This window comes from Micromonospora sp. CPCC 205739 (genome assembly GCF_036906795.1).
GTDB lineage: Bacteria > Actinomycetota > Actinomycetes > Mycobacteriales > Micromonosporaceae > Micromonospora.
Genome location: NZ_JBAKHS010000001.1, coordinates 148,721 through 167,425 on the forward strand (window position 1 = coordinate 148,721; position 18,705 = coordinate 167,425).

At 72.9% G+C, this 18,705-nt stretch carries 15 protein-coding genes and 1 tRNA gene; 9 read left to right on the forward strand and 7 right to left on the reverse strand.

Features of this window, described 5'->3' with window-relative positions:
* Positions 1-81: 81 nt before the first annotated feature.
* The 4 genes from thrC to argS all read right to left on the reverse strand — a co-directional run bounded on the left by thrC (position 82) and on the right by argS (position 5,616).
* Entirely contained in the window at positions 82-1,131 is a 1,050-nt protein-coding gene (gene thrC / locus V6U88_RS00700; protein ID WP_334448982.1) for a threonine synthase, read from the reverse strand.
* Between the two features lie 106 nt (positions 1,132-1,237).
* On the reverse strand, positions 1,238-2,551 hold the full coding sequence (locus V6U88_RS00705; RefSeq protein WP_334449846.1) for a homoserine dehydrogenase: 1,314 nt from the start codon (positions 2,549-2,551) through the stop codon (positions 1,238-1,240).
* Positions 2,552-2,559: 8 nt separating this feature from the next.
* Positions 2,560-3,945, reverse strand: a complete 1,386-nt coding sequence (gene lysA / locus V6U88_RS00710; RefSeq protein WP_334448983.1) for a diaminopimelate decarboxylase — start codon at positions 3,943-3,945, stop codon at positions 2,560-2,562.
* Positions 3,946-3,951: 6 nt separating this feature from the next.
* On the reverse strand, positions 3,952-5,616 hold the full coding sequence (gene argS, locus V6U88_RS00715; protein WP_334448984.1) for an arginine--tRNA ligase: 1,665 nt from the start codon (positions 5,614-5,616) through the stop codon (positions 3,952-3,954).
* A gap of 97 nt (positions 5,617-5,713) precedes the next feature.
* Between argS and V6U88_RS00720 the strand changes: the two genes are divergently transcribed.
* The 8 genes from V6U88_RS00720 (at position 5,714) to V6U88_RS00755 (ending at position 13,979) form a co-directional block, all read left to right on the forward strand.
* Positions 5,714-6,520, forward strand: coding sequence for a DUF3105 domain-containing protein (locus V6U88_RS00720; RefSeq protein WP_334448985.1), 807 nt, complete (start codon positions 5,714-5,716; stop codon positions 6,518-6,520).
* 8 nt (positions 6,521-6,528) lie between these two features.
* On the forward strand, positions 6,529-7,197 hold the full coding sequence (locus tag V6U88_RS00725; RefSeq protein WP_334448988.1) for a DUF305 domain-containing protein: 669 nt from the start codon (positions 6,529-6,531) through the stop codon (positions 7,195-7,197).
* A 189-nt stretch (positions 7,198-7,386) separates the two neighbouring features.
* The gene (locus V6U88_RS00730) at positions 7,387-8,082 is read left to right on the forward strand and encodes a winged helix-turn-helix domain-containing protein (protein ID WP_334449848.1); all 696 of its coding nucleotides are present in this window, start codon (positions 7,387-7,389) and stop codon (positions 8,080-8,082) included.
* 97 nt (positions 8,083-8,179) lie between these two features.
* Positions 8,180-8,251: transfer RNA gene (locus V6U88_RS00735), tRNA-Arg, on the forward strand.
* Between the two features lie 386 nt (positions 8,252-8,637).
* Positions 8,638-10,185 (forward strand): multiple monosaccharide ABC transporter ATP-binding protein, encoded by a 1,548-nt coding sequence (gene mmsA, locus V6U88_RS00740; RefSeq protein ID WP_334448989.1) that lies wholly within the window; start codon positions 8,638-8,640, stop codon positions 10,183-10,185.
* Positions 10,182-11,480: a multiple monosaccharide ABC transporter permease gene (gene mmsB / locus V6U88_RS00745; protein ID WP_334448991.1), complete on the forward strand. Its 1,299-nt coding sequence runs from the start codon at positions 10,182-10,184 to the stop codon at positions 11,478-11,480. Before mmsA ends, mmsB begins: the two co-directional genes overlap by 4 nt.
* A 51-nt stretch (positions 11,481-11,531) precedes the next feature.
* Positions 11,532-12,635, forward strand: coding sequence for a sugar-binding protein (locus tag V6U88_RS00750; RefSeq protein ID WP_334448992.1), 1,104 nt, complete (start codon positions 11,532-11,534; stop codon positions 12,633-12,635).
* 117 nt (positions 12,636-12,752) lie between these two features.
* Positions 12,753-13,979: an ROK family transcriptional regulator gene (locus V6U88_RS00755; RefSeq protein WP_334449849.1), complete on the forward strand. Its 1,227-nt coding sequence runs from the start codon at positions 12,753-12,755 to the stop codon at positions 13,977-13,979.
* Positions 13,980-14,086: 107 nt separating this feature from the next.
* Here V6U88_RS00755 and ligD read toward each other — a convergent pair whose 3' ends face one another.
* Entirely contained in the window at positions 14,087-15,046 is a 960-nt protein-coding gene (gene ligD, locus V6U88_RS00760) for a non-homologous end-joining DNA ligase (RefSeq protein WP_334448993.1), read from the reverse strand.
* Between the two features lie 48 nt (positions 15,047-15,094).
* Positions 15,095-15,856 (reverse strand): isocitrate lyase/PEP mutase family protein, encoded by a 762-nt coding sequence (locus tag V6U88_RS00765; protein WP_334448994.1) that lies wholly within the window; start codon positions 15,854-15,856, stop codon positions 15,095-15,097.
* A gap of 54 nt (positions 15,857-15,910) precedes the next feature.
* Between V6U88_RS00765 and pdxR the strand changes: the two genes are divergently transcribed.
* On the forward strand, positions 15,911-17,317 hold the full coding sequence (gene pdxR / locus V6U88_RS00770) for a MocR-like pyridoxine biosynthesis transcription factor PdxR (protein WP_334449850.1): 1,407 nt from the start codon (positions 15,911-15,913) through the stop codon (positions 17,315-17,317).
* Here pdxR and V6U88_RS00775 read toward each other — a convergent pair.
* The gene (locus V6U88_RS00775) at positions 17,257-18,699 is read right to left on the reverse strand and encodes an MFS transporter (protein WP_334448995.1); all 1,443 of its coding nucleotides are present in this window, start codon (positions 18,697-18,699) and stop codon (positions 17,257-17,259) included. The two genes, pdxR and V6U88_RS00775, sit on opposite strands and share 61 nt — an antisense overlap.
* Between the last annotated feature and the right edge of the window lie 6 nt (positions 18,700-18,705).

Sequence of the window (18,705 nt, forward strand, 5' to 3'; positions counted from 1 at the left end):
CCGGACTCACTTTCCTCCGCCCCCACCGGCCCACCGCCGCCCCGCCAGGTCACTCCCGCCGCGCCGGGCGGCCGACAGGGGTCAGGCGAGGTCGAGCGAGCGGGCGGCGGCGAGGGGGTCGTTGGCGATGGTGACCGGCGCCGGCGCGGTGGAGATGGCCCACTCCGGGTCCTTGAGACCGTGCCCGGTGACCGTGCAGACGACCGTGGAGCCCGGCGGGACCAGGCCGGCCGCGGCCTGCTGGAGCAGGCCGGCCACGCTGGCCGCGCTGCCCAGCTCGACGAAGACCCCGACCTCCCGGGCGAGCAGCCGGTACGCCGACAGGATCTCCCGGTCGGTGACCGCCGCGATCAGCCCCTGCGAGGCGTCCCGGGCGTCGATCGCCTTGGTCCAGCTCGCCGGGTTGCCGATCCGGATGGCGGTGGCGATCGTCGACGGCTCGTGCACCACCTGGCCGGTCACGATCGGGGCGGCGCCGGCGGCCTGGAAGCCGTACATCTTCGGGGTGCGGGTGGCGTTGCCGGCGGCCAGGTCCTCGCCGTAGCCCATCCAGTACGCCGAGATGTTGCCGGCGTTGCCCACCGGCAGGCAGTGGATGTCGGGGGCGTCGCCGAGCGCCTCGACGATCTCGAAGGCGGCGGTCTTCTGGCCGTGCAGCCGGTCCGGGTTGACCGAGTTGACCAGCGCCACCGGGAAGTCCTGGGCGAGCTTCGCGGCCATTGACAGGCAGTCGTCGAAGTTGCCCTGCACCTGGAGCAGCTTCGCCCCGTGCACCAGCGCCTGGGCCAGCTTGCCCAGCGCGATCTTGCCCTGCGGCACCAGCACCGCGCAGGTGATCCCGGCGCGGGCCGCGTACGCCGCGGCGGAGGCGCTGGTGTTGCCGGTGGAGGCGCAGATGATCGCCTTGTCGCCCGCCTCGACCGCCTTGGACACCGCGACGGTCATGCCGCGGTCCTTGAACGAGCCGGTCGGGTTGGCCCCCTCGACCTTCAGGTGCACGTCGCAGCCGAGCCGGGCGGAGAGCACCGGCGCGGGCAGCAGCGGAGTGTTCCCCTCGTGCAGGGTGACGACGGGGGTGGCGTCGGTGACGGGCAGCCGGTCCCGGTACGTCTCGATCAGACCCCGCCACATGTCGCTCTCCTCGCCTCGCCCCGTCCCACCGGGGGTACCTCAAGCCTGGACCAGCCGAGCAGGGCGGCGACGGGCGCACCCGCCACCACCCACCAGACGGGACGCCCTACAGCCCGCCCTCCACCCGCAGCACGCTGGTCACCGAGCCGACGATGTCCAGCCCGCGCAGCTCGCGCACGGTCGCGGCGAGCGCCGCGTCGGGCGCGACGTGGGTGACGATCACCAGCTCGGCGTCGGAGCCCCGACCGGCCGGCCCGCCACCGGCCGGGCCCTGCCGCACCGTGGCGATGGAGACCTCGTGCCGGGCGAACACCCCGGCCACCGCCTCCAGCACACCCGGACGGTCGGCCACGTCGAGGCTGATGTGGTAGCGGGTCAGCGCCTCCCCCATCGGCCGCACCGCCAGGTCGGCGTACGCGGACTCGCTGGCCGCCCGCGCCCCGGCGAGCCGGTTGCGGGCCACCGCCACCACGTCGCCGAGGACCGCGCTGGCGGTCGGCGCGCCACCGGCGCCCCGGCCGTAGAACATCAGCTGCCCGGCCGCCTCCGCCTCGACGAAGACCGCGTTGAACGCGTCGCCCACGCCGGCCAGCGGGTGGGTCAGCGGGATCATCGCCGGGTGCACCCGCACGCTGACCGTCTCCCGGCCCTCGGCGTCCGCGCCCCGGGCCGCGATGCAGAGCAGCTTGATCGTGCAACCCATCGCCCTGGCGCTGGCCACGTCCGCGGCGGTCACCTCGGTGATCCCCTCGCGATGCACGTCGGCCGCGGTGACCCGGGTGTGGAACGCCAGCGAGGCGAGGATGGCGGCCTTGGCGGCGGCGTCGAAGCCCTCCACGTCGGCGGTCGGGTCCGCCTCGGCGTACCCGAGCTCGGTCGCCTCCTCCAGCGCCTCGGCGAAGCCGGCGCCGGTGGCGTCCATCGCGGAGAGGATGAAGTTGGTGGTGCCGTTGACGATGCCGGTGACCCGGTTGATCCGATCGCCGTGCAGCGACTCGCGCAGCGGGCGCAGCAGCGGGATCGCCCCGGCCACCGAGGCCTCGTAGTAGAGGTCGGCGCCGCCCTCGGCGGCCGCGTCGTGCAGGCTCGCGCCGTCCTCGGCGAGCAGCGCCTTGTTGGCGGTGACCACGCTCTTGCCGGCCCGCAGCGCCTCGACCAGCCAGGTGCGCGCCGGCTCGATGCCGCCGACCACCTCGACCACCACGTCCACGTCGTCGCGCTTGATCAGCCCGAGCGGGTCGGTGGTGAACAGCGCCGGGTCGACCGGCAGGTCGCCGCGGTCCCGGCCGACCCGGCGTACGGCGATGCCGGCGATCTCCAGCGGGGCGCCGATCCGGGCGGCGAGGTCGGCCGACTGCTCGTGCAGCAACCGGACCACCTCGCTGCCCACGGTCCCGCAGCCGAGCAGCGCCAAACGCACAGGTGACGTCATCCCACATCCAAAGCGAGCAGGTCCTCTTCGGTCTCCCGCCGGACGATCAGCCGGGCCCGGCCGTCGCGCACCGCGACCACCGGGGGGCGGGGCACGTGGTTGTAGTTGCTGGCCATGCTGCGGCAGTACGCGCCCGTGCCGGGCACCGCGACAAGATCTCCGGGCTGCACGTCGGCGGGCAGGAATTCATCCTTCACCACGATGTCCCCGGACTCACAGTGCTTTCCCACCACGCGGGCGAGCATCGGCTCGGCCACCGACGCCCGGTTCGCCATCGTCGCCGAGTACGAGGCGTCGTAGAGCGCGGTACGGATGTTGTCGCTCATCCCACCGTCGACGCTGACGTACGTCCGGATCCCGTCGACGTCCTTGACCGTGCCCACCTCGTACAGGGTGAAGACGGCCGGGCCGACGATCGCCCGGCCGGGCTCGATCGACAGGTGCGGCACGGCCAGCCGCTCGGCCGCGCACTCGCCGTCCACGATCTTGCGCAGCCGCTTGGCCAGCTCCTGTGGCGTGGCCGGGTCGTCCTGGGTGGTGTAGGCGATGCCGAAGCCGCCGCCGAGGTCCAGCTCGGGCAGCTCCACGCCGCGCGCGTCGCGGATCTGCGCCTGCAGGGCGAGCACCCGGCGGGCGGAGACCTCGAAGCCGTCGGCGTCGAAGATCTGCGACCCGATGTGCGAGTGCAGGCCGCGCAGGTCGAGCACGCCCTCGTCGAGCACCTTGAACGCGGCGGCCGCCGCCGCGCCACCGGCCAGCGAGAAGCCGAACTTCTGGTCCTCGTGCGCGGTGGCGATGAACTCGTGGGTGTGCGCCTCGACGCCGACGGTGACCCGGATCAGCACGCCGGGGCGTACTCCGCGCTCGCGGGCCAGCGCGGTGAGCCGGTCGATCTCGCCGAACGAGTCGAGGATGATCCGGCCCACCCCGGCGTCCAGCGCCCGGGTCAGCTCGGCCACGGACTTGTTGTTGCCGTGGAAGCCGATCCGCTCCGGCGGCATCCCCGCCGACAGCGCGGTGGCCAGTTCGCCGCCGGTGCAGACGTCGAGGTGCAGCCCCTCCTCGGCGATCATGCGGACCACCGCCCGGCAGAGGAACGCCTTGCCCGCGTAGTAGACGTCCACGTCACCGAAGGCGGCGCGGAAGTCGCGGCAGCGCGAGCGCAGGTCGTCCTCGTCGAGCACGTACACCGGGGTGCCGTACTCGGCGGCGATGTCGTGGATGCCCAGGCCGGCGACGGCGAGCGCGCCGTCGGCGGCGCGGGTCACGTTGCGCGGCCAGAGCTGCGGCACCAGGGCGTTGACGTCGGCCGGGGTACGCAGCCACGCGGGCCCCCGGCTGCCGATGTCGCCGTGCAGAGCACCGGCCTCATGTGCGCGCACAGGTACTCACATCCTCTCCGGAGCGGTGACGCCGAGCAGGTGCAGGCCGTTGGCGATGACCACCCGGGTCGCGTCGTTGAGCCAGAGCCGGGCCCGGTGCAGGTCGGTGACCTCCTCGTCGCCGCGCGGCAGGATCCGGCAGTTGTCGTAGAACCGGTGGTACGCCCCGGCCAGTTCCTCCAGGTAGCGTGCCACCCGGTGCGGCCCCCGCAGCTCGGCCGCCGTGGCCACCACGGCGGGGAACTCGGCGAGCGCCTTGAGCAGCTCGTTCTCCTTCTCGTGCCCGAGCAGCTCGGCACGGAAGCCCGCGGCGTCACCGCGGGTCAGCCCGACCTCGGCGGCGTTGCGGCCGACGCTGGCCGTCCGGGCGGCGACGTACTGCACGTAGTAGACCGGGTTGTCGCGGGTGGCCCGGGTCCAGAGCTCGACGTCGATGTCGATCGGGGAGTCGCTGGAGTAGCGGGCCAGCGCGTACCGGGAGGCGTCCACCCCGATCGCGTCGACCAGGTCCTCCAGGGTGACCACGGTGCCGGCCCGCTTGCTCATCCGCACCGGGGCGCCGTCGCGGACCAGGTTGACCAGCTGCCCGATCAGGATCTCCAGGTTACGCTCCGGATCGTCGCCGAAGCAGGCCGCCATCGCCTTCATCCGGCCGATGTAGCCGTGGTGGTCGGCGCCCAGCATGATCACGACCCGCTCGAAGCCGCGCTCGCGCTTGTCGAGGTAGTAGGCGCAGTCGGCGGCGAAGTACGTCCACTCGCCGTTGGACTTGCGCAGCACCCGGTCCTTGTCGTCACCGAAGTCGGTGGTGCGCAGCCAGGTCGCGCCGTCGGCCTCGAAGAGGTGACCCTGCGCCCGCAGCCGCTCCAGCGCCAGGTCCAGCTCACCCCGGTCGTGCAGGTCCTTCTCGTTGAAGTAGGTGTCGAACTCCACCCCGAAGGCGCGCAGCGAGGACTTGATCTCGGCGAACATCAGCGCGACGCCCTCGACCCGGAAGACCTCCTGGGCGGCGGCGTCGTCCAGCTCCAGCACGCCCGGCCGGACGGCCCGGACCTGCTCGGCGATCTCGGCGATGTACGCCCCGCCGTACCCGTCCTCGGGGGCCGGCTCGCCCTTCGCGGCGGCGAGCAGCGACCGGGCGAACCGGTCGATCTGGGAGCCGGCGTCGTTGAAGTAGTACTCGGTGCCCACGTCGGCGCCGGTCGCGCGCAGCAGCCGGGACAGCGCGTCGCCGACGGCCGCCCAGCGGACCCCGCCGATGTGCACCGGGCCGGTCGGGTTGGCCGAGACGAACTCGAGGTTGACCTTCTGGCCGGCGAGGGCGTCGCTGCGGCCGTACTCCGCGCCGGCCTCGACGATCGACCGGGCGAGCTGGCCGGCGGCGGCCGCGTCGAGCCGGATGTTGAGGAAGCCCGGGCCGGCGATCTCCACGGACTTGACCCCCGGGGCGCGGCCGAGCTGGTCGGCCAGCGCGGCGGCCAGCTCCCGCGGCGGGACCCCCACCTTCTTGCTGAGCTGCAGCGCCAGCGTCGAGGCGTAGTCGCCGTGCTCGGGATTGCGCGGTCGCTCCACCGCCGTCCGCTCCGGGAGCGCGGCGGGATCCAGGCCCCGCTCGATGAAGACGGCGTGGGCTGCGGAGAGGACGACCTCGGCGAGTTCTGCGGGAGTCACCGAACCATGCTAACGGGGGTAGACTCGGGAACTCGGCGGCGACCCTGCGCGTCACCCGGCCCGCCAATCCCCTGACCGACCGACCTGACGAGGCACCATGAGCATCAGCACCCCGGGCGGCCCGGAGCGCCGTCCGACCGTGGTCAGCACCGGCAAGAAGCCGGCGGCTGGCCGGCCCGCGTCCGGCGCCAAGCCTGGTGCCGGCAAGTCGGCGGGCGGCGCCCGCCCGACCTCGGGCGGCAAGGGCAAGGGCCCCCGCAAGCCGGTGACCCCGGTCAAGGTGAGCCAGGGTCGGGCCTGGGGTCCGATCGCGCTCTTCGTGGCCGTCGGCGTGCTCGCCGCGGCGATCATCGGGTGGGGCGGGTACGCGGCCTTCCAGGGCTCCAAGCCGTGGGAGAAGCGGGCGGCCGACATCGACGGCATCGTCGACTTCCGGGAGAAGGACGCCAAGCTCGTCCAGGGCGGCCAGCACCAGCAGGGCCCGATCAAGTACGACGTCAACCCGCCGGTCGCGGGCCCGCACAACGCGGCCTGGCAGAACTGCATGGGTGACGTCTACGACGCCCCGATCGCCAGCGAGCACGCGGTGCACAGCATGGAGCACGGCGCGGTCTGGATCACCTACCGCCCGGACCTGCCGGCCGACCAGGTGGCGACGCTGAAGAGCAAGGTCCAGGGCAAGGAGAAGCTGATGCTCAGCCCGTTCCAGGGACTGGACAAGGCGATCTCGCTGCAGGCCTGGGGCTACCAGCTCAAGGTCGACAACGTCGACGACAGCCGGATCGACGACTTCATCAGGACGCTGCGGGTCAACGCCTCGGTCGAGGGCCCGAACGCCAACTGCGGCCAGGGCATCACGGCCACCGGCACCACCCCGCGCGACCCGCAGCCCACCCAGCAGTAAGGACGGCGATGACCGCTCCCGTGACGACGGACAGCGCGCCCGACGAGGCCCCGGCCACCGACGACGGTGGCCGGCGGTCCGCGCGCCGCTACGGCGTCCTCGCGCTGACCGTCGCCGTCGTGGTCGGTCTCCTCCTGGGGTACGCCGGCGGCCTGCTGACGCCGAGTCTCACCCGACCGGGTGACACCTCGGCCGAGGCGGGCTTCGCGCGGGACATGACCAGCCATCACGCCCAGGCGGTCGAGATGGGGCTGATCGCCTTCCAGAAGGGCAGCGACCCGGAGGTACGGCAGATCGGCGGCGACATCGCCACCGGCCAGCAGGGCGAGATCGGCACCATGCAGACCTGGCTGCGCTCGTGGGGGCTGGACCCGACGGGCTCCGAGCCGGCGATGGCCTGGATGCCGGACGGCAGGGCGAGCCTGCGCGACGGGCTGATGCCGGGCATGGCGACCCCGCAGGAGATGGCGACGCTGCGGGCCGCCCAGGGGCGCGAGCTGGACGTGCTCTTCCTCGATCTGATGATCAAGCACCACCTGGGCGGGATCCACATGATCCAGGGGGTCCTCGACCACGGCGGGGACGACGACGTGCTCACGGTGGCCCAGACCATGAAGAACACCCAGCAGACCGACCTGGTCAACCTCCAGAACGCCCGCAAGCGCCTGGGCGGCTGACCCGCCGATCCGGCTCCATGGAGGCCCGCGTACCGCCCCGGCGGTCGCGGGCCTTCCTCGTGTCCGGCCCACCCGGAGGGAGCCAATGTCCGTTTAAAGGGGTATGCGTCGTCCGACCTATTGCAGCCGTTCGAGAGTTTTCTACCCACATATCGTGACCAGTTGCGATTCGGGCTCGTTGCGCAGGACGTGGGGGTTGCACTCAGAGACGCGCGGCGTTCGGTCACCAGCTGGTGCCGGCGCCACACCATCGGCGGTGACGGAGCGGTGGCAGCCGTCCGTCGCGGACACCGGCAGGGCGAGCCCGGAACGCTCAGCCGCGAACAGGAACTCGAACTGATCGACGTCCTGCGGGGCGTCCACCCCGACGGGTTCGGGCTGGACGAGGAGTTGTGGACGCGCCAGAGCCTGACCACGCTGATCCAGCGCCAGTTCGACCTGGCGATGGATCCAGGCATCGTCGGGGCGTACCTGCGGGCCTGGGGGTTGGGTCCGCGGGAGCCGCGGGAGCGGGCCTGCGGGCTCTGCGTCGGCGCGGTCGAGCGCTGGGTGCGCAGCGAGTACCCGGCGATCACCCGGGCCGCCCAGGAACACTCCGCCGAGGTCTACTGGATCGGCCGGGTACGCCTGCGCGGCACCATGCCGGCGGCCGACGTGATCTCCGCGGTGTCGTCGCGGGGACGGGTCCGGTTCATGGTGACCACGCCCGGCGTGGACGCGCCGCTCCCCCGGGACTTCGTGCTGCGGCTCAGCGGCGCCGAGGAGCGCACCGTGCACCTGATCGTGGACGGCTCGTGGCCGAAGAACGAGTGGCCCCGCCGCCTTCCACGCCGCATCGTCCTGCACCCGTTGCCGAGCTGCGGCCGCGCCCTGGTCGCCGCCTGACCCCGCGATCCCTGCCCCGCTCCGGCCCGGGGCAGGGATCGCGGGGTGCCGATTCGGTGTTCGCGGGAGGGGTTTGCTACTCTTCTCGGGTCGCTGAGCCCCCGTAGCTCAGGGGATAGAGCACCGCCCTCCGGAGGCGGGGGCGCAGGTTCGAATCCTGCCGGGGGCACACAACATCGCAGGAGCGGGCTCCGCGACGACACGACGAACGAAGATTCCCCGGCGTACGCGCCGGGGATTTTCGTGTCCGGCCCTGGACCGGTACCGGTCGCGGAGCCGGCCCGCGGTCGCCGGCGGAGCCGAATGGGCGCGAGACCGCCGACACACACACCGATGTCTACCGCGTCACCCCCGGGCCCCGGCGAGGCCGAGGAACCAGACAGCCGCGACGGCCGGGGCATGGAGCGGACGCCGCATTGCCGGATTGTTACAACTGGCGCCCATCGGAAACTTGCGGATCGCCTTCGGCCGTGAATAAGTTGTGGTACGCAACAAAACCTCGTGAGGCCTAACCCAGCGAGAGGCATCCATGATGTTGGCGAGGTGCAGCAAGTCATGAGCGACGCGCCCATCCTCCTGGAGATGCGCTCCATCACCAAGGAGTTCCCGGGAGTCAAAGCTCTTTCCGACGTCAACCTCGTGGTTCGCGCCGGTGAGATCCACGCCATCTGCGGCGAGAACGGTGCGGGCAAGTCGACGCTGATGAAGGTGCTCAGCGGCGTCTACCCGTACGGCACGTACGACGGCGACATCCTCTACCAGGGTACCGAGACCCGCTTCTCCGACATCCGGGCGAGCGAGGCCGCCGGCATCGTGATCATCCACCAGGAACTCGCGCTCATCCCGCACATGTCGATCACCGAGAACATCTTCCTCGGCAACGAGCCGCGCAAGCGGGGTGCGATCGACTGGAAGGCCGCGAACCGGATGGCGCTGGACTTGATGGCCCGGGTCGGTCTCCAGGAGGACCCGGACACCCTGATCAAGGACATCGGCGTCGGCAAGCAGCAGCTGGTGGAGATCGCCAAGGCGTTCGCCAAGGACGTCAAGCTGCTCATCCTGGACGAGCCCACCGCCGCGCTGAACGAGGCGGACTCGCGGCACCTGCTGGACCTGCTGCGCGGCTTCCGCTCGCGCGGCATCACCTCGATCATGATCTCGCACAAGCTGAACGAGATCGAGGCGATCGCCGACCAGATCACCATCCTGCGTGACGGCCGGACGGTGGAGACGCTGGACGTCAAGGCGGGCGGCGTCGACGAGGACCGGATCGTGCGGGGCATGGTCGGCCGCGAGCTGAGCAGCCGCTTCCCGGACCACACGCCCAAGATCGGCGAGGTCTTCTTCGAGGTCCGCGACTGGAACGTCCGGCACCCGATCTCGGCCGAGCGCCAGGTCTGCAAGAACGAGAGCTTCGTCGTACGCCGCGGCGAGATCGTCGGCTTCGCCGGGCTGATGGGCGCGGGCCGCACCGAGCTGGCGATGAGCGTCTTCGGCCGCTCCTACGGCGTGTACGAGTCGGGCACGATCATCAAGGACGGCAAGGAGATCGTGCTCAAGTCGGTGGCGGACGCGATCCACCACGGGCTCGCGTACGTCAGCGAGGACCGCAAGGCGATCGGTCTCAACCTGCTCGACGACATCAAGACGTCGACGGTGGCCGCCAAGCTGTCCAAGATCTCCCGGCACGGCGTGCTGGACCAGGTCGCGGAGTACAAGGCGGCCGACGCCTACCGCCGGGAGCTGCGCACCAAGACCCCGTCGGTCGACGAGGGCGTCTCCAAGCTCTCCGGCGGCAACCAGCAGAAGGTCGTCCTGGCGAAGTGGATGTTCACCGACCCCGACCTGCTGATCCTCGACGAGCCGACGCGCGGCATCGACGTGGGCGCCAAGTACGAGATCTACGGCATCATCCAGCGGCTCGCCGACCAGGGGAAGGGCGTCGTCGTCATCTCCTCGGAACTGCCTGAGCTGATCGGGCTCTGCGACCGCATCTACACCGTGTTCGAAGGAACCATCACGGGCGAGATCGCCCGCGAGGATGCGGACCCGGAGACCCTCATGAAGCAGATGACCTCTACGAAGAAGATGCAGACACGATGAGCCGATTGAAGGACCTGCAGAAGAACCTCTTCGGAGGCACCACTTCCAACGCCCGTCAGTTCGGGATGATCTTCACCCTGGTGGCGATCGTCCTCCTGTTCCAGATCCTGACGGACGGGCTGACCCTGCGGTCGGACAACCTGATCGCGCTGTTCCAGCAGAACTCGTACATCCTCATCCTGGCCATCGGCATGCTGATGGTGATCGTCGCCGGGCACATCGACCTTTCGGTCGGCTCGGTCGCGGCCATCGCCGGCATCCTGGTGGCGAAGTCGATGGCGGAGTGGTCGCTGCCCTGGCCCGTCGCCATCCTGTTCGGCCTCGCCATCGGCGCGATCATCGGCGCCTGGCAGGGCTTCTGGGTCGCCTACATCGGGGTACCGGCGTTCATCGTCACCCTGGCGGGCTTCCTGCTCTTCCGGGGCGGCAACCAGTTCATCGGCAACGCGAACACCATCCCGGTGCCGGAGGAGTTCCGGATCATCGGCTCGGGCTTCCTGCCCGAGGTCGGCCCGAGCACCGGCTACAACAACCTGACGCTGCTGCTCGGCCTCGCCGCCTGCGTGGCCGTGGTGTGGCGGGAGTTGAAGTCCCGCAAGACGCGCCGGGAGATGGACGCCGACCCGGCACCGATGTGGATCTCGATCCTCCGGATGGCCGTCATGGTCGGTCTGATCGTCTTCGCCTCGCTGCGCTTCGCCAGCGGTCGCGTCGGCACCAGCTTCCCGGTCTCCGGCATCATCCTGGTGGCGCTGGTGCTGGCGTACTCCTTCTACACCCGCAACACCGCGGGCGGCCGGCACATCTACGCGGTCGGCGGCAACTCCCGGGCCGCGGAGCTCTCCGGTGTGAAGCTCAAGCGGGTCAACTTCTTCGTCATGATGAACATGTCGGTCCTGGCCGCCCTGGCCGGCATGATCTTCGTGGCCCGTTCGGCGGCCTCCGGCCCGCAGGACGGCAACGGCTGGGAACTGGACGCGATCGCCGCGGTCTTCATCGGTGGCGCGGCCGTCTCGGGCGGTATCGGGACCATCAGCGGCTCCATCGTCGGTGGTCTGGTCATGGCCGTGCTCAACAACGGCCTGCAACTGCTGGGTGTCGGCACCGACCGCGTCCAGATCATCAAGGGCCTGGTCCTGCTGCTGGCCGTCGCGCTCGACGTCTACAACAAGAAGCAGGGACGTTTCTCGATCATCGGCAGCCTCACCCGCTCGTTCCGCCGAGACACGCCCAGCACGCCCTCATCTCCGTCGGAAGCGGAGCGCGAGCCCGCCAAGACCGCGGTGTCCGGCTGACGGCCACCGACCTCTCCCCTCTATCACCACAGAAGAAGGGCACTACTCCCCATGCGCAATCTGCTTGCCAAGACGGTGGCCATCGGTGCCATCGCGACGCTGGCCCTGACCGGCTGCGGCTCCGGCCGTGACGGTGAGTCCGGCGGCGCCGGCGCCCCGGCCAAGGGCGGCTTCGCGGCCGACTCCCTGATCGGTGTCGCCCTGCCGTCGAAGACCTCGGAGAACTGGGTCCTCGCCGGTGACCTGTTCACCAACGGCCTCAAGGAGGCCGGCTTCAAGAGCGACGTGCAGTACGCCGGCGCGTCGACCACCGTCGCCGACCAGCAGGCCCAGATCACCGCCATGGTGACCAAGGGCGCCAAGGTCATCGTCATCGGCGCGACCGACGCCGCGCAGCTGTCGACCCAGGTCGCCGCGGCGCACCAGGCCGGCGTGAAGGTCATCGCCTACGACCGGCTGATCACCAACACCCCGGACCTCGACTACTACGTCGCGTTCGACAACTTCAAGGTCGGCCAGCTCCAGGGCCAGGCCCTGCTGGACGGCATGAAGGCCAAGAAGCCGAACGGCCCGTACAACATCGAGCTCTTCTCCGGCTCGCCGGACGACAACAACGCCGGTGTCTTCTTCAACGGCGCGATGAGCGTGCTCAAGCCGGAGATCGACAAGGGCAACGTGGTCGTCGCCTCGAAGCAGACCGACGTCAAGCAGACCGCCATCCAGGGCTGGAAGGCCGAGGGTGCGCAGGCCCGCATGGACCAGCTGCTGACCTCGACCTACGGCAACAAGGAGCTGGACGGCGTCCTCTCCCCGAACGACACGCTGGCCCGCGCGATCATCACCTCGATCAAGGGTGCCGGCAAGAAGGTCCCGGTCGTGACCGGCCAGGACTCCGAGGTCGAGTCGGTCAAGTCGATCATGGCCGGCGAGCAGTACATGACCATCAACAAGGACACCCGGAACCTGGTCAAGCAGACCATCGCCATGGTGAAGTCCCTGCAGGCCGGTGAGAAGCCGGAGATCAACGACACCAAGTCGTACAACAACGGCAGCAAGGTCGTCGACACGTACCTGCTCCCGCCGGTCGCCGTCACCAAGGCGAACGCGGCCGAGGCGTACGCCAACGACCCGAAGCTGGCGCCGCTCACCAAGTAAGCACCAGCGGGTAGTCACGACGTCGGGTCCCGGAAGTCCGTTTTCCGGGACCCTTCGTTGTACTTCCCGGCAGATATCGAGTACCGACGGGGAGGCGGCCTGACCGTGGCGACACCCATGCGGTCCGGCCCACCCCGGCAGAACCGCAACCCGGAACTCCCGCTGCCCGCGGCGCCCGGCGCCAGCCAGGAGGAGATCCGCCGGCAGAACCTCGGCGCCGTACTGCGCCACGTGCACGTGCACGGTCCGACCTCGCGTGCCGAGCTGACGGCCCGGCTCGGGCTCAACCGCAGCACCATCGGCGCGCTCGCCGCCGACCTCACCGCCGCCGGCCTGGTGACCGAGGAGGCCCCGACCACCGCCCGGCGCGCCGGCCGCCCCTCGCTGGTGGTCAGCCCCCGCGCCGACCGCGTCCACGCCCAGGCGCTGAGCATCGAGGCGGACCGGCTGCGCGCCGCCCGCATCGGCCTCGGCGGTCGCATCCTCGACCTGCGCGAGGCCCCCCGTCCGCGCGGGATGACCGCCCCGGACGCCGTCGGCCCGCTGGCCGCCCTCGTCCGCGACATGGAACGCGCCGCCCCCGCCGACGCGCTGCTGGCCGGCGGCGCGGTCGCCGTGGTGGACACCACCCGCGACGGCGACGGCCGGATCCGGATCGGCGGCGCCGACGAGGCCCTGCGCGCCGCGCTGCGCGCCGAGTTCCCGGCCGGCCCCGGCTTCGTCACCGGCGACCTGGCCGACATCGCGGCTCTCGCCGAACACGTCCGGGGCGTGGCGGCGGGCGTCGACGACCTCGTCTACCTGCACGGGGACCTGGGCGTCAGCGCCGGCATCATCAGCGGCGGCCGGCTGGTACTCGGCCACCGCGGGCGCAGCGGCAAGGTCGGGCACATGGTGGTCAACCCCGACGGCCTGCCCTGCGGGTGCGGCTCGCGCGGCTGCTGGGAGACCGAGATCGGCGAGGCGGCGCTGCTGCGGCACACCGGCCGGGAGGCCGGCGGACCGGAGGCGGTCGGCGAGATCCTCCGCGCGGCGGCCGACGGCGAGCCGACCGCCCGGCAGGCCGTGGACCGGGTCGCCGACTGGCTCGGCTTCGGCGTGGCGAACCTGGTCAACGTGGTCAACCCGAAGATCGTGGTGTTCGGCGGCTCGCTGCGCGAGCTCTACCTGGCCGGTGCCGACGCGGTCCGCCGCCGGCTGGACGCGATGGTGCTGCCGCCCTGCCAGGAGCACGTGCAGCTGCGCGCCGCGGCGCTCGGGTGCGAGGCCGCCCTGATCGGCGCCGCCGAACTGGCCTTCGACACGCTGCTGGCGGACCCGCTGCACAACGCCGCCGCCGGCTAGGCCGCTCGGCGCGGCCCGCGCCTGGCTGGTCCCCGACGAGCAGGAGCGAACCCGGGGCACCACGACAGGTCGTCGGTGCCCGGCCCGGCAGACCCCCGACCGGAAGGTCAGCCGGCCTCCCGCCGGGCCCGCGCCCGGCGCTTCCCCTCGTGCATGGCCTGCACCCGGGCCACCGGGATGGTCCGCCCCTCGGCGACCAGGTCGGCCGGGAGCCGCTGCGGCGCGGGCAGCGCGTCGGCCCACGGGTCCCGGTCGGCCACCAGCGCCGGCACCGTCCGCACCGTGAAGTCGGCCGGGGTGACCCGGTCGAGGTCGTCCCAGGCAACCGGGAAGGAGACCGGCAGGCCGGGCCGGACCCGCGGGCTGTACGCGGCCACCACGGTCGCCCCGCCGGCCCGGGTCGCGTCGACGAAGACCCGCCCGCCCCGGTCCTCGCGGATGAAGGCGGTGGTGGCCAGGGCCGGGTCGAGCCGTTCGGCGTGCACGGCGAGGGCCCGGGTGGCGGCGGCCGCCTCCTCGGCGGTGGTCGCCGGATCGACCGGTACGAAGACGTGCACGCCCTTCGCCCCGCTGGTCTTCACCGCCCCGGCCAGCCCGGCGTCGGCCAGCGCCTGGCGCACCAGGGCGGCGGCCCGGACGACCAGCCCGAACGGCTCCCCCTCCGGCGGGTCGAGGTCGAGCACCAGATGGGTGGGGTGCTCGGGGTGCGCGACCGTGCTCAGCGTCGGGTGGTACTCGATCGCCCGCTGGTTGGCGAACCAGAGCAGGGTGCGCCGGTCGTCGCAGAGCGCGTACGACACCTGCCGGTGCGACGCCTCCGCCCAGACGGCGGTGCGGCGCACCCAGTCCGGGGTGTACTTGGGCAGGTTCTTCTGCATGAACGGGTCCTGCCCGCGCAGCAGCCGGATCACCGACAGCGGCCGGTCGCGCAGGCCGGGCAGGATGCGCTCGCGCACGGCGTCCAGGTAGTCGACCAGGTCCCGCTTGGTGACGTCACCGCCGGCGAGCAGCGGTTGGTCCAGGTTGGTCAGCCCGACCCCGTCCCGGGTCTCCTCCGCCCCGCTCATCAGCTCACCTTCCCGGCTGCGCCGGCCGGCCGCAAGCCGACGCGGCGGTCAGCCGGAGAACGGGTCGCTCCCGGCCCGTAGCGCGTCGAGCATGCCGGCGGCCCGGGACCGGGCGGCGGCGTACACGCCGGAGCCGAGGCTGACCCGGGCCACCCCGAGGCGGGCCAGCTCCCCCACCGAAGGCGTGCCGGGGCGCAGCAGGACGTTCACCGGCCCGTCGACCGCGGCGACGAACCGTCCGATCAGCTCCGGATCGGCCAGCAGGATCGGGTAGACGCAGTCGGCGCCGGCGGCACGGTAGCGGCGGGCCCGGCGGACCGCCTCGTCGAAGACCGCGGCCGGATCGCCGGGGGCGCGCAGGAAGACGTCCACCCGGGCGTTGACCACCAGCTTCGGCCCGGCCGCCGCGCGCACCGCGGCCAGCAGGTCCGCCTGCTCGTCGACCGCGCACAGCCGTCCCGTACCCGGGTCGGAGTCCTCCAGGTTGAGCCCGGCGGCCCCGGTGGCGAGCAGCCGCTCGACCAGTTCGGCCGGCGGCAGGCCGTACCCCCGCTCCAGGTCGGCGGTGACCGGCACCTCGACGGCCCGGACGATCCGGGCCACCGCGGCGAGCATCTCGGCCACCGGGGTGGTCTCCCCGTCGGCGTGGCCGAGCGACTCGGCGACGGCGGCGCTGCTGGTGGCGACGGCGGGGAAGCCGGCGGCGGCGACGGCGCGGGCGGAGCCGGCGTCCCAGGCGTTCGGCAGGATCAGCGGGTCGCCGGGGCGGTGCCGGGCGCGCAGCGCGGCAGCGGCGGGGGTCGAGGTCATGGGGTCGATTCTCGGCCCTCGGGTGGCGCCCACCTAAGCTCCAATTCCGTGCCGATGGACTGGGCCGGTTTCGGCGTCGACCTGCACCTGGAGCTGGACGCCAGCGGCGGCCGGCGGGCCGGGCTGGAGCGCGCGCTGCGCGCGGCCGTCCGGGACGGCCGGCTACCGCCGTCGACCCGGCTGCCGGCGACCCGCGCGCTCGCCGCCGAGCTGGGCCTGGCCCGGGGCACGGTCAGCGCGGCCTACGACCAGCTGGTCGCCGAGGGCTGGCTGGTCGCCCGGGTCGGTTCCGGCACCGAGGTGAGCCCGCTGCGGCAGGCCGGGCCGCCGGTCACCGCGCCGCCGTCCGGCCCCGACGCCCCCAGGTACGACCTGCGGCCGGGCAGCCCGGACGTGGGCGCCTTCCCGGTCACCGCCTGGCTGCGGGCCACCCGCCGGGCGCTGGCCGCCGCCCCGGCCGACGTGTACGGCTACGGCGACCCGCGCGGGCGGCCCGAGCTGCGCGCCGCGCTCGCCGGCTACCTGGGCCGGGCCCGTGGCGTACTGGCCGACCCCGGGCGGATCGTCGTCACCAGCGGCTACGTCCAGGCGCTGGTGCTGCTGACCACGGTGCTGCGGGAGGCCGGCCCGCCGAGCCTGGCGATGGAGGACCCCGGGCTGCCGTTCCACCGCGAGGTGGTGCGCCGCCAGGGCGGCCTGGTGCTGCCGCTGCCGGTGGACCGCGCCGGCGCGCGCACCGACCTGCTCGGCGTCGGGGAGCTGGCCGGGGTGACGGCCGCGGTGCTGACCCCGGCCCACCAGTACCCGTCCGGGGTGACCCTGCGGCCGGAGCGCCGCCACGCGCTGACCGGCTGGGCCCGGGACGCCGCCGCGCTGGTGATCGAGGACGACTACGACGGCGAGTTCCGCTACGACCGGCAGCCGGTCGGCGCGGTGCAGGGCATGGCCCCGGAGCAGGTCGCCTACGTCGGCACCGCGGCGAAGACCCTCGGCCCGGCGTTGCGGCTGGCCTGGCTGGTGCTGCCGGCCCGGCTGGTCGAGCCGGTGGTGGAGGCGAAGCGCCACCTGGACGTGCAGACCGAGGTGGTCGGGCAGCTCGCGCTCGCCGACCTGATCACCAGCCACGGGTACGACCGGCAGGTGCGCACCGTCCGCCGCCGCTACCGTCAGCGGCGCGACCTGCTGCTGGACCGGCTCGGCGGGCGGGCGGCCGTGGGCGGTGTCTCCGCCGGGCTGCACGCCACCGTCGCGCTGCCGCCGGACGGGCCCACCGAGGCGGAGGTGCTGGCCGGGGCCGCCGCCCGGGGGCTGGCGCTGACCGGACTGGCCGCCCACCGGCACCGCCCCGGGGCGGGTCCGCCCGGCCTGGTCGTCGGGTACGCCACCCCGCCGGCGCACCGCTACCCGGCCGCGCTGGACGAGCTGGCCACGGTGCTGGGTACCGTCTCCGCCCGGCCCTGATTGCGGCGCAGCGCCACCAGGGCGATCAGCAGCGCGGCGGTGACCAGGGCGGCGGCGGCGCCGAACGCGGCGCGGTAGCCGGCGGCGAGGGCCTCGGTCCCGGCCTGGCCCGCGTCGCCCAGCAGGTCGCTCCGGTGGGCGGCGAGGGTGGCCAGCGCGGCCAGCCCGAGCGCGCCGCCGACCTGCTGGGTGGTGTTGGCCAGCCCGGAGGCGAGACCGGCGTCGGCCGGGTCCGCGCCGGCCATGGCGAGGGTGGTGACGGCGGGCAGGGTCAGCCCACCGGCCAACCCGAAGACGAGGATCGCCGGGAGCACGTCGGTCGGGTAGCTGCCGTCCACCGGCAGCCGGGCCAGCAGCAGGAATCCGGGTACGGCGAGCGCCAGCCCGGCGAGCAGCACCGCCCGGCCGCCGAACCGGGCGATCAGCCGACCGGCGAGGCCGAGCGAGACCGCCGCGATCACCAGCGGGGTGGGCAGGAAGGCCAGCCCGGTCTCGGCCGGCGCGAGGCCCAGCACCAGCTGGAGTTCCAGCGCCAGCAGGAACTGGAAGCCGAAGAACGCGGCGATGGTGAGGAACTGGACCAGGTTGGCGGCGACCAGATCGGGCGTGCGCAGCACCCGGAGCGGCAGCAGCGGGGTGGCGGCGACCGCCTGCCGGAGTGCGAACCCGCCGAGCAGCGCCCCGGCCAGGACGCCGGCGGCGAGGGTGCGCGGGGCGGTCCAGCCGTGCTCGCCGGCGCCGACGATGGCCACCACCGTGGCCATCAGCCCGGCGGTGACCAGCGCCGCGCCGGGCAGGTCGAGCCCGGCCCGCAGCCCGACGCCGGAGTCGCCCGGCACCCACCGCGCGGCGCCGCCCACGATGAGCACGCCGATCGGCAGGTTGATCAGGAAGATCGCCGGCCAGCCGGCCAGCTCGGTGAGAATCCCGCCGGCCAGCAGGCCCAGCGAGGCGCCGGCCGCGCCGGTGAAGCTGAAGACCGCGATGGCCCGGGCCCGTTCGGCCGGCGCCGGGAAGAGCCCGACGACCATGCCGAGGCCGACCGCGGTGGTGAGCGCCCCGCCGGCACCCTGCAGGAAACGGGCGACGACCAGGGTGGCCGGGTCGGCGGCCAGGGCGCAGGCCAGCGAGGCGAGGGTGAACAGGGCGACCCCGGCGAGGAAGACCCGACGGCGGCCGACCAGGTCGCCGAGCCGCCCGGCGAGCAGCAGCAGCCCGCCGAACGCGACCAGGTAGGCGTTGACCACCCAGGGCAGGTCGGCGGCGGCGAAGCCCAGGTCGCGCTGGATGGCCGGCAGGGCCACCGCGACGATGCTCCCGTCCAGGATGATCATCAGGCTGCCGGCGCAGAGCACGAGCAGCGCCGGCCATCGGTTCATCATCGGACT